14 protein-coding genes are annotated in these 13,519 nt (G+C 60.4%); 9 read left to right on the plus strand and 5 right to left on the minus strand.

Going from position 1 to position 13,519, the window contains the following annotated elements:
* The first annotated feature begins 78 nt into the window (after positions 1-78).
* Positions 79-789: a purine-nucleoside phosphorylase gene (gene deoD / locus ORY85_RS09580; RefSeq protein WP_274570941.1), complete on the plus strand. Its 711-nt coding sequence runs from the start codon at positions 79-81 to the stop codon at positions 787-789.
* A 64-nt stretch (positions 790-853) separates the two neighbouring features.
* Here deoD and gltS read toward each other — a convergent pair whose 3' ends face one another.
* The 3 genes from gltS to ORY85_RS09595 all read right to left on the minus strand — a co-directional run bounded on the left by gltS (position 854) and on the right by ORY85_RS09595 (position 3,750).
* On the minus strand, positions 854-2,062 hold the full coding sequence (gene gltS, locus ORY85_RS09585; RefSeq protein WP_274570940.1) for a sodium/glutamate symporter: 1,209 nt from the start codon (positions 2,060-2,062) through the stop codon (positions 854-856).
* Complete coding sequence (gene hutG / locus ORY85_RS09590; RefSeq protein ID WP_274570939.1) at positions 2,059-3,009, minus strand: formimidoylglutamase; 951 nt, start codon at positions 3,007-3,009, stop codon at positions 2,059-2,061. Before hutG ends, gltS begins: the two co-directional genes overlap by 4 nt.
* A 135-nt stretch (positions 3,010-3,144) precedes the next feature.
* Positions 3,145-3,750, minus strand: coding sequence for an IclR family transcriptional regulator (locus ORY85_RS09595; protein WP_274570938.1), 606 nt, complete (start codon positions 3,748-3,750; stop codon positions 3,145-3,147).
* Between the two features lie 215 nt (positions 3,751-3,965).
* Here ORY85_RS09595 and ORY85_RS09600 point away from each other — a divergent pair, with 215 nt between their 5' ends.
* Positions 3,966-4,919, plus strand: a complete 954-nt coding sequence (locus ORY85_RS09600) for a bile acid:sodium symporter family protein (RefSeq protein WP_274570937.1) — start codon at positions 3,966-3,968, stop codon at positions 4,917-4,919.
* Between the two features lie 84 nt (positions 4,920-5,003).
* Here ORY85_RS09600 and rfbD read toward each other — a convergent pair whose 3' ends face one another.
* Together rfbD and xseA are read right to left on the minus strand one after the other, a co-directional pair.
* Complete coding sequence (gene rfbD / locus ORY85_RS09605; protein ID WP_274570936.1) at positions 5,004-5,879, minus strand: dTDP-4-dehydrorhamnose reductase; 876 nt, start codon at positions 5,877-5,879, stop codon at positions 5,004-5,006.
* A gap of 110 nt (positions 5,880-5,989) precedes the next feature.
* Positions 5,990-7,345 carry an exodeoxyribonuclease VII large subunit gene (gene xseA / locus ORY85_RS09610; protein ID WP_274570935.1) on the minus strand — a complete coding sequence of 452 codons (1,356 nt, stop codon included), beginning with the start codon at positions 7,343-7,345 and terminating at the stop codon, positions 5,990-5,992.
* Here xseA and ORY85_RS09615 point away from each other — a divergent pair.
* The 7 genes from ORY85_RS09615 to recG all read left to right on the plus strand — a co-directional run bounded on the left by ORY85_RS09615 (position 7,344) and on the right by recG (position 13,325).
* On the plus strand, positions 7,344-7,553 hold the full coding sequence (locus tag ORY85_RS09615) for a hypothetical protein (RefSeq protein ID WP_274570934.1): 210 nt from the start codon (positions 7,344-7,346) through the stop codon (positions 7,551-7,553). The two genes, xseA and ORY85_RS09615, sit on opposite strands and share 2 nt — an antisense overlap.
* Positions 7,550-8,554, plus strand: a complete 1,005-nt coding sequence (gene lpxK / locus ORY85_RS09620; RefSeq protein ID WP_274570933.1) for a tetraacyldisaccharide 4'-kinase — start codon at positions 7,550-7,552, stop codon at positions 8,552-8,554. The genes ORY85_RS09615 and lpxK overlap by 4 nt, the downstream gene beginning before the upstream one ends.
* A gap of 40 nt (positions 8,555-8,594) precedes the next feature.
* Positions 8,595-8,777, plus strand: coding sequence for a Trm112 family protein (locus ORY85_RS09625; protein ID WP_274570932.1), 183 nt, complete (start codon positions 8,595-8,597; stop codon positions 8,775-8,777).
* Positions 8,774-9,538, plus strand: a complete 765-nt coding sequence (gene kdsB / locus ORY85_RS09630) for a 3-deoxy-manno-octulosonate cytidylyltransferase (protein WP_274570930.1) — start codon at positions 8,774-8,776, stop codon at positions 9,536-9,538. The genes ORY85_RS09625 and kdsB overlap by 4 nt, the downstream gene beginning before the upstream one ends.
* Before the next feature lie 163 nt (positions 9,539-9,701).
* Complete coding sequence (locus ORY85_RS09635) at positions 9,702-10,400, plus strand: hypothetical protein (RefSeq protein WP_274570927.1); 699 nt, start codon at positions 9,702-9,704, stop codon at positions 10,398-10,400.
* 113 nt (positions 10,401-10,513) lie between these two features.
* The gene (gene adk / locus ORY85_RS09640; RefSeq protein ID WP_274570926.1) at positions 10,514-11,161 is read left to right on the plus strand and encodes an adenylate kinase; all 648 of its coding nucleotides are present in this window, start codon (positions 10,514-10,516) and stop codon (positions 11,159-11,161) included.
* Positions 11,162-11,285: 124 nt separating this feature from the next.
* On the plus strand, positions 11,286-13,325 hold the full coding sequence (gene recG, locus ORY85_RS09645) for an ATP-dependent DNA helicase RecG (protein ID WP_274570925.1): 2,040 nt from the start codon (positions 11,286-11,288) through the stop codon (positions 13,323-13,325).
* Positions 13,326-13,519: the final 194 nt, after the last annotated feature.

Below are 13,519 nucleotides of genomic sequence, written 5' to 3' on the forward strand. Positions count from 1 at the left end.
ACAGGTGAATGGCTGCGGATTTTACCGCAGCCGTCTGTTTTGCGGCTGTTTTGATTGTCTGACCAACGGGAGATACTCATGCCGACACCCCACAACAGCGCGCCGCAGGGCGCATTTGCCGAAACCGTGCTGATGCCGGGCGATCCTTTACGCGCCCGATATATTGCCGAAACTTTTCTGGACAATGCCGAACAGGTAACGGCCGTGCGCAATATGTACGGTTTTACCGGTTTCTATCAAGGACGGAGAATTTCGGTGATGGGGCACGGCATGGGCATTCCTTCGGTTTCCATTTATGCCAAAGAACTGATTACCGAATACGGTGTGAAAAATCTGATCCGGGTCGGTTCCTGCGGCGCGGTGCTGGACGATGTGCGCATCCGCGATGTGATTATCGGCAGCGGTGCGTGTACCGACAGCGGGGTAAACCGCATCCGCTTCGGCGGTTACGATTTTGCCGCGATTGCCGATTTCCATCTGGTGCAGGCATTGTGGCAGGCGGCGCAGGATTTGGGTGTGCCGGTCAAAGTGGGCAACCTGTTTTCGTCCGACCTGTTTTACCACCCCGACAGCCGCCTGATTGATCTGGAACGCCGATACGGAATTTTGGGTGTGGAAATGGAGGCTGCGGGGCTGTACGGTGTCGCGGCCGAGTTCGGCGCACGGGCGGCCGCCATCTGTACCGTGTCCGACCACATCGTGCGCGGGGAATGCACCAGCGCAGAGGAACGCCAGATGACGTTTGACGAGATGATCCGGGTGGCGCTGGCGGCCGCCGTGCGTTTATAGGCCGTCTGAACCGCAACGGTTTGGCGCACACGCTTTCAACGGGCGTGTGCGCTTTTGCTGCCGGTCAAGTAAAGAGATTGATTAAGTAGGTGTGGTAGGGAATGGCGACAATATCGATGAGTACGGCACCGCTCAAAGGCACAATCATAAACGCTTTGGCCGAATGGGCGCGGTAGCGTTCGCATACGGCCGACATATTGGCCATGCCGTTGGGCGTGGCACCCAAACCGTGCCCCATCAGACCGGCACACATCACCGCCGCATCATAGTCCCTGCCCAGCAGGCGGAAGACGATGGCAATAACCATCGCGCTCAAAACGGCGGTTTGCAGGAAGAGTATCAGCAGCAGCGGTGCGGCGATGCTTTGCAGCTGCCAGATTTTGAGCGAAATCATCGCCATGCCCAAGAACAGCCCCAGCGACGTTTCCGAAATCAGATGGACGGCGGGCGGGTGGAGCGGGAGCAGGCCGGTGCAGTCATGCAGGTTTCTGACCAATACGGCCACCAGCATCGCGCCCACATAAGCGGGCAGAACAAAGCCGGTCAGGCCGGTAAACCAGTCGGACAGAAAGCGCCCTGCCGTCATGATGCCCAAAATCAGTGCCAGCATGGACAGAAAGTGCTGCGGCGTGCAGTGTGCCGCGTTTTCAGACGGCCTTTGCAGCGTGTCCTGTATGCCGGTGTCCGTGCGGGACGGCGGTGCGATGCGGTGTCTGCGGATCAGGTAGTGTGCGACCGGACCGCCGAGCAGACTGCCGGCAATCAGGCCGAAAGTGGCCGAGCTGACGGCGGCGACGCTTGCCGAAGGTACGCCCAACGCTTCTGCCATCGCCCCGAAAGTGGCCGCGCCGCCGTGGCCGCCGGTCAGGGAAACCGCGCCCGCCATCACGCCGATGACGGGGTGTTCGCCCAAAGCGGCGGCCAGTGCCGCCCCGAACGTATTTTGAAATAATGCCAGCACCCAGCAGATGCCCAGATACATCAGCAGCGTTTTGTCGCCGCTGCGCAGAACTTTCAAACTGCCTTCCAGCCCGACTGTGGTAAAGAAGGCCACCATCAGCGGGTTTTGCAGCGAGGTATCGAAACGGATTTCCGCCAGATTGAACGACAAGAGCAGCCAAACCGACAGGCTGACGAGAAAGCCGCCGATAACGGGCGAGGGAATGCAGAATTTCTGCAACAGGCGGCTGCGGTTTTTCAGATAAATGCCCGCGAGCAGGCACAAAACAGTGATCAGCAGCGTGGTCAGACTGTCAAAAGAAAACGTCGTCATGATGGCTCCTTGGTTTGGTGGATATGGCCGATTAATTGATACGTCAGATAGGCGGCCAGTCTGGCCGTGCGGTTGTCGGTGTCAAAGTGCGGATTGCATTCGGCAATGTCGAACAGGCGTACTTTGCCGCTGCGGCCAATCTGTTCCAGCAGTATTTCCGTGGTTGCCAAATCGATGCCGCGTGCGGCCGGTGCGCTCACGCCCGGTGCCAGAGCGGCGGGGAAGGCATCCAGGTCGATGCTGAGGTAAAGATGCTCCACAGATGCCGCAAACCGTTCGATTTCGGCCGACAGCTGCGCGGCGGCAGCGCGATGAATGTCGGTGTCGAAAAAATAGCGGCAGCCGAGTGCGTCGGCTGTTTCAAATAAAGCGGCGGTATTGCTGTGGCGGGCAATGCCCAGACACAGATAATGAAATTCACGTCCTGCCCGGTGCAAGGTGCGGGCGGCTTGGAAAAACGGTGTGCCGGAAGACGGCATGTCTGTCCGGCGCAGGTCGAAATGGGCATCGATATTGATGATGCCGATGCGTCCCGGTGCGGGTTCGTTCTGAACATGGGCAAACAGGGCGTGGAAGCTGGCATAAGCCACTTCGTGTCCGCCGCCGAAAATAACGGGCACCGACTTCCGTGCCAGTGCCGTTCCGATTTGTGCCGCGAGTTTCTGCTGCGCGGCGGCCAGATCGCCGTCGGTACAGCCCACATTGCCCCAATCGTTGATGCGCCAATCCTGATGCAGGGCGAAATTGGCCAGTTGGCGGCGTATGGCGTCGGGCGCATCTGCCGCCCCCGTGCGCCCTCCGTTGCGGCGCACCCCTTCGTCGCAGGCAAAGCCGAACAAGGTAAAGTCTGCCCGTTCCTGTCGGGATACGGCCTGATAAAACCGCCGGTGTGCGGGGTCTGATCCGTCAAACCGCCCCTGCCAGATGAAGTTTTCCGTTTCCATCATTGCTCCTGTTGCCTATTCGTCATTGAGCCACGCACTCATTTTTTGTGCGGCGGCGCAGACTTGTGCCGTTAAGACGGCCTGTTGCGGCAGTGCGCGGAAGGCCGGTGCCATCACGGTCAGTACGGCCAGCAGTTCCTACCGGTAAAAAACGGGTGCGGACACGCCGAACACCCCTTCATCGATTTCGCCTGTGGACGTGCCGAAGCCCTGTCGGCGGATATGCGCCAATTCGCGCAGCAGGCGTTCGCGGCCGGTATCGTCGAGACGGTGGGCGGGCATCTGCAAGGCCAGATTGCGGTGCTGCGGACTGCAAAAAGCCAGAAAGGTTTTGCCGCTGGCACCGCGCAGCAGCGTGTTGCTTTTACCGGCTTCAAACGAACAGCGCAGGGTGCGTTCCGCTTCGATAATGTCCACGCAAATCGTTTCGTACAGATTGCATACCACCACGGCCACGGTTTCCCCGCATTCTTTGGCCAAGGCTTCGGTCAAGGGGCGGAGGCGGGCGGCGGGCAGGCTGTGGCGGCGGTATGGGTTGGCCGTTTTCAGACTTTGCGCGCCGACGGTGTAGGTGCCGTAGGTTTTGGCATGGCTTACCAGTTCCCACAGTTTGAGAATATTCAGCAGGCGGTAAACGGTGGATAAAGGGATATGGAGGGCGGCAGCGATCTGTCTGGGCGAAACAGGCATTTCCCTGCTGCCGATAAAATTCAGAATGGCCAAGGCCCGGTGCAGGCTGTTCATGTTTTTCTCCTCTGAATCAAACCATAGCAATACTGTTTTGCGGGCGGCAAGGTGTGTTCCCGTATGTTGGGAAAACAAATGTGTCTGTCGGGGGCGGCCGCCGCAGCGCTTTCAGACGGCCTTTCTGTCCGCCGTATTGTTAAAAGATGTCATCTTTGTTAATATTTGTTTATTTTTAACTGGTAGGGCGGTTCGGAAACCGCCAAGGAGGACGGATGGATTGGCTTGCTGCACTCGCCCGGCAGCTGACGCGCTTTACGGCTGTGGTGATTATTTTGGCGGCGGTTGCCGCGCTGATCGAGCCTGCCACATTTTCGTGGGTAAAAGGGGATACACAGATTGCGGTGCTGGGCGTGATTATGCTGGGTATGGGCATGACGTTGGGTAAGGAGGATTACCGCATTCTGGCGCAGCGGCCGCTGGATATTCTGATCGGCGCGCTGGCGCAGTACACCATCATGCCGCTTTTGGCCATTGCCGTGGCCAAGGTACTCGGCCTGTCGGCAGGGCTGACGCTGGGGCTGGTGCTGGTCGGCACCTGCCCGGGCGGGGTGTCGTCGAACATTATGGCGTTTCTGGCCAAGGGTGATGTGGCGTTTTCCGTCGGCATGACGACGGTTTCCACGCTGCTGGCTCCGGTGGCGACACCGCTGTGGATGATGTATCTGGTGGGCGAAACGGTGGCGATGGACGGCTGGGCGATGTTTAAGTTTATGCTGCTGGTTACCCTGCTGCCGGTGGTGGCCGGCTCGGCGTGCAATATGCTGCTGCACAAGAAAGCGTGGTTTGCCGGTGTGCGCGCGGTGATGCCTGCAGTGGCGGTGCTGGCGTTTGCCTGTATTGTCGGCGGAGTGGCGGCGGTGCACGGCGGCCGTTTTATGGAGTCGGCTCTGGTGATGCTGGCGGCGATTGCCGTTCATAATATTGCGGGTTATGTGCTGGGCTATTATTCGGGCGCGCTGTTCGGTATGGGTGTGGCGAAAAAGCGTACGCTGGCGATTGAGGTCGGTGTGCAGAATGCCGGTTTGGCAACGGGTTTGAGCGCGAAATTTTTTCCGGCCAATGCGGAATCGGCGATTGCCACGGCGGTGGCCTGTGTGTGGCATTCGGTATCGGGAACGGTGTTGGGCAATCTGTTTGCCCTGTGGGATAAACGCAAGGCCGGCTGAGTCTGCCGCATGAACAAAAGGCCGTCTGAAAACCGTTTGCTGACCATGGTTTTCAGACGGCCTTTCTGCCGGTGTCGAACCGGATTAGTCGGGCGTTTGTTCCGCCAGTGCGGCCAAAACGGCCGGCAGGGAGGCCTGCCAGTCGGACGGTGCAAAACCCAGTTCGCGCGCGCGGTCGCAGTTGAGGGCGGAGTATTGCGGGCGTTTGGCCGAGGGGTCGGTTTCGTCCAGCGTGATGGCACGCAGGGCGGGGGCGGTAAAGTCGGGGTTGCGCTCGGCTTCGTGGTGGAATACGGTTTGGGCGAATTTGTACGCGCTTAATGCTTTGTCGCCGCAGTAGTGCAGAATGCCGCCGGGCAGTTCGGTGCGGCCGAGCAGGCCGATAATCAGGTCGGCCACGTCGCCCGCGTAGGTCGGGCAGGCGGCCTGATTGTCCACCAGACTCAATTCCTGCTGTGCGGCTGCCTGTTTGAGCAGGACGGCCACCGAGTTGTTGCCGTATTCGCTGAACATCCACGAGGTGCGGATCAGCAGGGTGTCGGGGTGGGCGGCCAGTGCCAGCAGTTCGCCCGAGAGTTTGGATTGGCCGTAGCTGCTCAGCGGGGCGGGTGCGTCGGTTTCCAGATAGGGGATGCGGCTGTGGCCGCTGAATACGTAATCGCTGGACAGATGGATAAATTTCGCCCCCACGCCGCGTGCGGCCTGAGCCAGATTGCGTGCGCCGTAGGCATTGATGGCGAAGGTTCTGTCGATGTCGATCTGCGAGCCGCTGAATGAAGTATAGGCGGCGGCATTGACCACCACGTCGGGGTGGAAGTTTTTCACCATGCTGGCGGCCACTTCCTGATTGGTAATGTCGAGCGTTTTGGAGTCGGTGGCAATCAGTTCCCAGTGTTCGGGCAGGCGGGCTTTAATCGAACGGCCGAGTTGGCCTTTGGCACCGGTAATCAGAATCCTCATGTTTGTGTTCCTTGTCGATGGCGTTGAAGTGGCAGATAGTGGAAAACCGTCTTTCAGACGGCCATTGTATAGAAAAAGCCGGCAAAATACACGCCGGACATGTTTCAGAATCAAGAGAAATCGAATAAATCGGGCTGTGCCGTTCCGCCGCTGACGCGTACCCCGATTTCGCCCTCGGCAAGCACAATGTGCAGTTTCTGCCCTTGGTGCAGCACGGCCGCATCGCGTACCACTTGGCCGCGCGTGTCTTTTACCACGGCGAAACCGCGTGCCAGAATATGTTGCGGCGAGACGGCCTGCAACAGCGCGGCCTGTTGCGCGAGTGCCTGCTGCCGCGTTTCGGTCAAACGGCGGCGGCTGTTCAGCAGGGCAGTTTGAAGCTGTGCGGTCTGGCGGCGGCGGGATTCGGTATCGGGACGGCCGTGCGCGATTTGGGCGGCGGCATGGTTGAGGGTTTGGCGTTTGGCGGCATACATATGCAGCATGGCGTGGCGCATCTGCTGTGCCAGCGCGCCGGTTTGGCGGCGTTGGTCGCGCAGTTTGTCGGCGGGGTGGCGGATTTGGCGGGCAAGCCAGTCGGTTTTCTGGGCGGCATCGCTGTAACGCCGCTGCAAGGCGGTTTTCAGACGGCCTGTGTGCTGCGCCAGCTGGCGGATACGTTCCTGACGGTTGGGGCTGACCAGCTCGGCGGCGGCCGTGGGTGTGGGCGCGCGGACATCGGCGGCGAAATCGGCCAGCGTAAAATCGGTTTCGTGGCCGACTCCGCTGACGGTGGGAATCGGGCATTCGGCCAGTGCGCGCGCCACCGCTTCTTCGTTGAACGGCCACAAGTCTTCTATACTGCCGCCGCCACGGCACACAATCAGCACATCGGCTTCCGCCCGCCGCGCGGCCGTCTGCACCGCTTGGGCAATCTGTATTCCGCTGCCTGTGCCCTGCACCGGTGTCGGATAAACGATAACGGGAATATCCGGCGCGCGCCGCCGCAGCGTGGACACCACATCGCGCAGGGCGGCGGCGGCCGGACTGGTTACAATGCCGATCGCGCGCGGCGGAAACGGCAGCGGCCGTTTGTTCTCGGGCGCAAACAGCCCTTCGGCCTGCAAACGGTTTTTCAGCCGCTCGTATGCTTCGTATAACTGCCCCAAGCCTTTGAGGCGGACTTCGGCCACGCTGATTTGAAATTCGCCGCGCGCCTCATACAGCGTGATTCTGCCCGATACTTCAATCTGATCGCCTTCTTTGAGCGGGGCGGCCAAACGGGCGGCCGCCCCTTTAAACATCGCGCAGCGCACTTGGGCGCGGCTGTCTTTGAGGGCGAAATAATAATGGCCGCTGGCCGCTTTGGTCAGATTGGAGACCTCGCCCGCCACCCACAGTCCGGCCAGATGATCTTCCAGCAGGCCGCGCGTCAGCGCGTTGAGTTCGGATACCGACAGCGCGGCGGGGGCGAAAAAATCAGACATGGTGCGGGCGGGAAAAGAAAAAGAGCCGATTATAAAGGTTTTGCCGCCGCCTTGCGGTTTTTTCGGCAGCGGCAGGCGGCCGGTTTGGCGGTATAATCGCGGTTCTGGCGCGGCAGACGGCCTGTATTTCGGCAGGGAAAACCATGAAACGGAACGATACCACCCACCCAATATCCCCAACGGGGCGGCAGGAGGCCGTCTGAAATGATGCTGCACCGTTTTTTCGAGCGGCACTGGCAGCGGCCTTACCCGCTGCTGTCCCTGCTGCTCGCGCCCTGGTCGCGCCTGTTCGGCTGCGTGGCGGCCAAGCGCCGGCGCGATTTTCTGAGCGGGCGCAAAGCGGCGGAAACCTTACCTGTGCCGGTGGTGGTGGTGGGCAATATCCACGCGGGCGGTGTGGGAAAAACGCCCGTGGCGGCCGCGCTGGTGCGCGGTTTGCAGGCACGCGGTGTGCGCGTGGGCATCATCAGCCGCGGTTACGGGCGCAGCACAAAAGCGGTGCATGTTCTCACGCCGCACAGCACCGCGCGGCAGGCGGGCGACGAACCGCTGCTGCTGCACCGGCAGACCGGCGCGCCCGTGGCGGTGGCGGCGGCGCGCGCCGAAGCGGGCAGGGCATTGCTGGCGGCCTATCCCGATTTGGACGTTTTGGTGGCCGACGACGGTTTGCAGCATTACGCGCTGGCGCGCGACGTGGAAATCATCGTATTTCCGTATACCGACCGTAACCGGCCGCTCGGCCTGCTGCCCGACGGTCCCCTGCGCGAACCCCTGTCGCGGCTGGACACGGCCGATGCGCTGGTGTTCGGCGGCTGCCCGCACGATGCGGTATGCGAAGACGGCGTGTTTTACAGCCGGGTGGCGGCCGGGGCGGCGTACCGTTTCAACTGCCCGCAGGAAACTTGGCCGCCAGGCCGTCTGAAAACGGGTACGACGGCCGCTTTGGCTGCGATTGCCAAGCCCGAACGTTTTTTTGCCTCGCTCCGCGCGGCCGGCATCGTGCCCGACAGCGAGCACAGCCTGCCCGACCATGCCGCGCTGACTGCGGCCGACCTGCCGCAGGCCGATGCTGTGTTTATCACGGAAAAAGACGCGGTCAAACTCACCCCCTCGGCCGCAACGGAAAATGTGTGGGTCTTGCCGGTTTGTGCGATAATCGAACCCGATTTGGCCGGTTTTGTGCTGGAAAAGCTGAAAAAGGCCGTCTGAAAACCGTATTTGAGCCGCTTGGGCGGCAGAAGTCCGAATCATGGAACAGAAATATTACGATGTATTGGTCTGCCCGCTGACCAAAACCAAACTGGAATACCGCGCCGAGAGGCAGGAATTGTGGAGTCGTGCGGCAGGGCTTGCCTATCCGGTCAAAGACGGCATTCCCTATATGCTGGTTACCGAGGCGAGACCGCTCAGTGAAGAGGAGTCGGCCGCATGACGGATTTTGTCGTGCTGGTGCCCGCGCGTCTGTCGTCTTCGCGTCTGCCGCACAAAGCATTGGCCGACATCGGCGGCAAGCCCATGGTGGTGCGCTCGGCCGAACAGGCGGCCAAAAGCCGCGCTTCGCGCGTGGCGGTGGCCACCGACCACGAAGCCATCGCCGCCGCCTGCCGCGAACACGGCATCGAAGTCGTGATGACCGATGCGCGGCATGAAAACGGTACACTGCGTCTGGCCGAGGCGGTGGATATTCTGGCCTTGCCCGACGATACTGCGGTGGTTAATGTGCAGGGCGACGAGCCGATGATGGATCCCGAACTGATTAACCGCACAGCCGCCGCACTGGCGGCCGGTACGTCGCCGATGGCCACGGCGGCGCACGAAATCCGTAGCTTCGATGATTTCCTCAGCCCCGATGTGGTAAAAACCGTGCTCAACAGCCGCAATCAGGCACTGTATTTCAGCCGTGCGCCGATTGCCTATCCGCGCGACACGCTGCGCGCAGGCCGCCGCGAATGGGCAGCCGGGCAGATGCCGCTGCGCCATATCGGCCTGTACGCTTATTACGCCGGTTTTCTGCGCGGATACCCGAAACTGGCCGCTTCGCCTTTGGAGCAGACCGAATCGCTCGAACAGCTGCGCGTGTTGTGGCACGGCTACACGATTGCCGTACATATCGCCGACAGCGCACCCGCTGCCGGAGTGGACACGCAGGAAGATTTGGAACGGGTGCGCGCGCTGTTTGCCGCACAGGAATAAGGGCGGGATACGGCCGTTTGCAGAGTGAGAACGTTGGTTCCGCCGTTATCCGGTTGGTGTACAATGAGCGGATTCGTTTTTTCACAGCGGGCTTGAGATTATGACAATAAAAATCGGTTTACTCTGCGCCGGCAGCGTTTTATTGACGGCCTGTTCGGCTTCCATGACATCTATGCTTCAGCCGGAGGCCAGCTATCTGAACGGGCAGACAGTCAGAAGCGTTCCCAAATCACAGAGCATTACCGTAGTAGGATCGGTTTTCGACGAGTCGGGCAACTGGATGCCGTCCTATCCCATGCCCGCATACAAAGAACACAAAACCGTACACATCGCGCCTGTACCCAAATCCGTTCCGGTCGCTTGCGAAAAGGAATATACGGAAACGGTGGGACATTTGAGACGAAACGTTACCAAGCGCGGATCGGGTTTGCTTCAATATGATTTTCAGGCGGGCAGAACGTATATGGTTTTCTGCAATATCCAAGCCGGAGACCGATTTGCAATCACAGCGCGGGAAGTGCCTGAGGGTACGCGTTATCAAACCGCCTGGTCCAAACGCCCGAAAACCGAACAACCGACTGCCGCCAACCGTGTCCGCTTTGAAATCACCGGCAAATCCAGTCAGAATTTCTGGCGCTGGGCGGGAGGCTCGTATATGGCCGTCCGCAACTGGAACGGCAAGTTTGGCGAAACGGCCGAATTGGCCGTACCGGTAAACCGCGTGGACGTGCAGTGCCAAATGAACCGCGAAGTGATTAACGTACCGTTAACAGGCAATTTTCAGGCAGGCAAAACATACCGCTTGGCATGCCGTCAAAACAGTAATGGTTTATTGGAAGCCTATATTGCTGAAACAAAATAGGATTTTCGGGCAGTGTCATATCGGGGTGATCTGCCCGATACGGCCTTATTTTCAGGCCGTTTCCCCGTTTGTCAGGTTACGCAATCCGCTTGTTATCAGAAGAAAGAGAAATCATGAAAGTACTGTTATTGGGCGCGCCGGGTGCAGGCAAAGGCACACAGGCGCAGTTTATCACCGCCGCTTTCGGCATTCCGCAAATCTCTACCGGCGATATGCTGCGTGCGGCCATCAAGGCCGGTACGCCGCTGGGGCTGGAAGCGAAAAAAATCATCGAAGAGGGCGGCCTGGTGCGCGACGACATCATTATCGGCATGGTGAAAGAGCGCATCGCGCAGGACGACTGCCGCAACGGTTTTCTGTTCGACGGTTTCCCGCGCACGCTGGCGCAGGCCGAAGCGATGATGGAGGCGGGCGTGCATCTGAATGCCGTGGTGGAAATCGATGTGCCGGACAGCGTGATTGTCGAGCGCATGAGCGGCCGCCGCGTCCACCTGCCCTCCGGCCGTACCTACCACATCAGCCACAACCCGCCGAAAACCGAGGGTAAAGACGACATCACGGGCGAAGAGCTGGTCCAGCGCGACGACGATAAAGAGGACGTGGTGAAAAAACGCCTGGCCGTTTACCACGAGCAAACCGCCGTGCTGATCGATTTTTACAGCAAACTCGAAGGCGAACACGCGCCCCACTATATCAAGGTGGACGGCACGCAGCCGGTGGAAAAAGTCAAGGAAGAAGTGCTGGCGGGTCTGGGCAAATAAGGTTTGTCTGACAGGCCGTCTGAAAACGCGTTTTACCCATATCCGCGTTTTCAGACGGCCTTTTTGCGCCAAGCCCGCACCGAAACCGTTTACAATTCAGACTGCATTGTCCGACTGAACCGCCATGAATCCCGAATACTGCAAGCTGCTCAAAATCAACGATGCCGCCGCCAAACGGTTGGCCAAACTCCGTCTGCATACGCCGTGGGACGCGGTGCTGCACCTGCCGCTGCGCTATGAAGACGAAACGCACATTATGCCGATTGCCGATGCGCCCGTGGGCGTGCCGTGTCAGGTGGCGGGTGTGGTGCGGCATCAGGAAGTACAGTTCAAACCGCGAAAACAGCTGGTAGTGCAGATTGCCGATGCGTCGGGCAGCGTGCTGTACCTGCGCTTTATCCATTTTTATCCCGGCCATCAGAAGCAGTTGGCGGTGGGGCGGCATATCCGCGCGGTGGGCGAAATCAAGCGCGGTTTTTACGGCGACGAGATGATTCACCCGAAAATCCGCGATGCCGACAGCGGCGGTTTGGCCGAAAGCCTGACCCCCGTTTATCCCACCGTCAGCGGGCTGGGCCAGCCCACCCTGCGCCGCATCATTCAGACGGCCTTGGACAGCGTTTCCCTGCACGATACCCTGCCCGATGAGCTGTTGGGCCGTCTGAAACTGCCGCCGCTGGCCGAGAGCCTGCGCCTGCTGCACGCGCCGCCGCCCGATTTCAGTATCCATCAGTTGAGCGACGGCGCATTGCCCGCGTGGCAGCGGTTGAAGTTTGACGAACTTTTGGCGCAGCAGCTTTCCATGCGGCTGGCGCGGCAGAAACGGCAGAGCGGGGCGGCCGAACCGCTTCGCGGCACGGGTGTTTGGACGGAAAAACTGACCGCCGCCCTGCCGTTTGCGCTGACTGCCGCACAGCAGCGCGTGTTGGCCGAAATCCGCGCCGATATGGCGCAGCCGCACCCGATGCACCGTCTGCTGCAAGGCGATGTCGGCAGCGGCAAGACCATTGTCGCCGCGCTGGCCGCGCTCACGGCCGTTGAAGCGGGCTGCCAAGTGGCGGTGATGGCGCCGACGGAAATTCTGGCCGAACAGCACGAAGCCAAGTTCAGGCAATGGCTGGAACCGCTGGGTCTGACCGTGGCGTGGCTGTCGGGCAGCCAGCGCAAAAAAGACAAAGAGGCCAACAAAGCCGCCGTTTCAGACGGCCTCGCCCGCATTGCCGTCGGTACCCACGCGCTGTTTCAGGACGATGTCGCGTTTCAGAATCTGGGGCTGGTGATTGTGGACGAACAGCACCGCTTCGGCGTGGCGCAGCGGTTGGCGTTGAAAAACAAAGGGCGGGAGGTGCACCAGCTGATGATGTCGGCCACACCCATTCCGCGCACGCTGGCGATGAGTTTTTTTGCCGATTTGGACGTTTCCGTGATTGACACGCTGCCGCCGGGGCGCACGCCGGTGAGAACGCGTCTGGTAAACAGCGTGCGGCGCGCCGAAGTGGAGGGTTTCGTGCTGAACACCTGCCGCAAAGGGCATCAGGCGTATTGGGTCTGCCCGCTGATTGAAGAGAGCGAAACCCTGCAACTGCAAACCGCCGCCGACACGCTGGCCGGTTTGCAGGCGGCGTTGCCTGAGCTGAATATCGGCATGGTGCACGGGCGCATGAAACCGGCCGAAAAAGCCGCCGTGATGGCGGAGTTTGCCGCAGGCCGTCTGAATGTGCTGGTGGCGACCACCGTCATCGAAGTGGGTGTGGACGTGCCCAATGCCGCTTTGATGGTTATCGAACACGCCGAGCGCATGGGCTTGGCGCAGCTGCACCAACTGCGCGGGCGGGTGGGGCGCGGCGCGGCCGAAAGCACCTGCGTGCTGCTGTTTGCCGAACCCTTGGGCGAAACGGCCAAAGCGCGGCTCAAAGTGATATACGAACACACCGACGGTTTTGAAATCGCCCGTCAGGATTTGAACATACGCGGGCCGGGCGAGCTGCTCGGCGCGCGTCAAAGCGGCGCGCCGATGCTGCGTTTTGCCGACTTGACCGAAGACCTGCATCTGTTGGAACAGGCGCGCGAAACCGCGCCGCAGCTGATTGCGCAGCGGCCGGATATTGTCGAAGCCCATCTGGCCAGATGGCAGGGCAGCCGGGAAGGCTATTTGGGCGTATAGGCCGTCTGAAACATGCCCGCTCCGAATCGGAAAAGCCGCAGCCCGGCCATTCCGTTTACCGCCTGATGACTGAACGGGAAATACCGGGACAGACCGGGCGGTACACCGGCATTGATTATCAGGACACGCAAACCTGAATCGGCCGGCCAACCGGCCAAGTTTGCGGTTAACATCACTTAACCGGCACCGCCTTT

This window comes from Neisseria leonii (assembly GCF_028776105.2).
GTDB classification, from domain to species: Bacteria; Pseudomonadota; Gammaproteobacteria; order Burkholderiales; family Neisseriaceae; genus Neisseria; species Neisseria leonii.

Coding starts and splice junctions, on each gene's coding strand:
- deoD (WP_274570941.1), top strand. CDS start 79: ATGCCGACACCCCACAACAGCGCGCCGCAGGGCGCATTTGCCGAAACC.
- gltS (WP_274570940.1), bottom strand. CDS start 2,062: ATGACGACGTTTTCTTTTGACAGTCTGACCACGCTGCTGATCACTGTT.
- hutG (WP_274570939.1), bottom strand. CDS start 3,009: ATGATGGAAACGGAAAACTTCATCTGGCAGGGGCGGTTTGACGGATCA.
- ORY85_RS09595 (WP_274570938.1), bottom strand. CDS start 3,750: ATGAACAGCCTGCACCGGGCCTTGGCCATTCTGAATTTTATCGGCAGC.
- ORY85_RS09600 (WP_274570937.1), top strand. CDS start 3,966: ATGGATTGGCTTGCTGCACTCGCCCGGCAGCTGACGCGCTTTACGGCT.
- rfbD (WP_274570936.1), bottom strand. CDS start 5,879: ATGAGGATTCTGATTACCGGTGCCAAAGGCCAACTCGGCCGTTCGATT.
- ORY85_RS09615 (WP_274570934.1), top strand. CDS start 7,344: ATGGTGCGGGCGGGAAAAGAAAAAGAGCCGATTATAAAGGTTTTGCCG.
- xseA (WP_274570935.1), bottom strand. CDS start 7,345: ATGTCTGATTTTTTCGCCCCCGCCGCGCTGTCGGTATCCGAACTCAAC.
- lpxK (WP_274570933.1), top strand. CDS start 7,550: ATGATGCTGCACCGTTTTTTCGAGCGGCACTGGCAGCGGCCTTACCCG.
- ORY85_RS09625 (WP_274570932.1), top strand. CDS start 8,595: ATGGAACAGAAATATTACGATGTATTGGTCTGCCCGCTGACCAAAACC.
- kdsB (WP_274570930.1), top strand. CDS start 8,774: ATGACGGATTTTGTCGTGCTGGTGCCCGCGCGTCTGTCGTCTTCGCGT.
- ORY85_RS09635 (WP_274570927.1), top strand. CDS start 9,702: ATGACATCTATGCTTCAGCCGGAGGCCAGCTATCTGAACGGGCAGACA.
- adk (WP_274570926.1), top strand. CDS start 10,514: ATGAAAGTACTGTTATTGGGCGCGCCGGGTGCAGGCAAAGGCACACAG.
- recG (WP_274570925.1), top strand. CDS start 11,286: ATGAATCCCGAATACTGCAAGCTGCTCAAAATCAACGATGCCGCCGCC.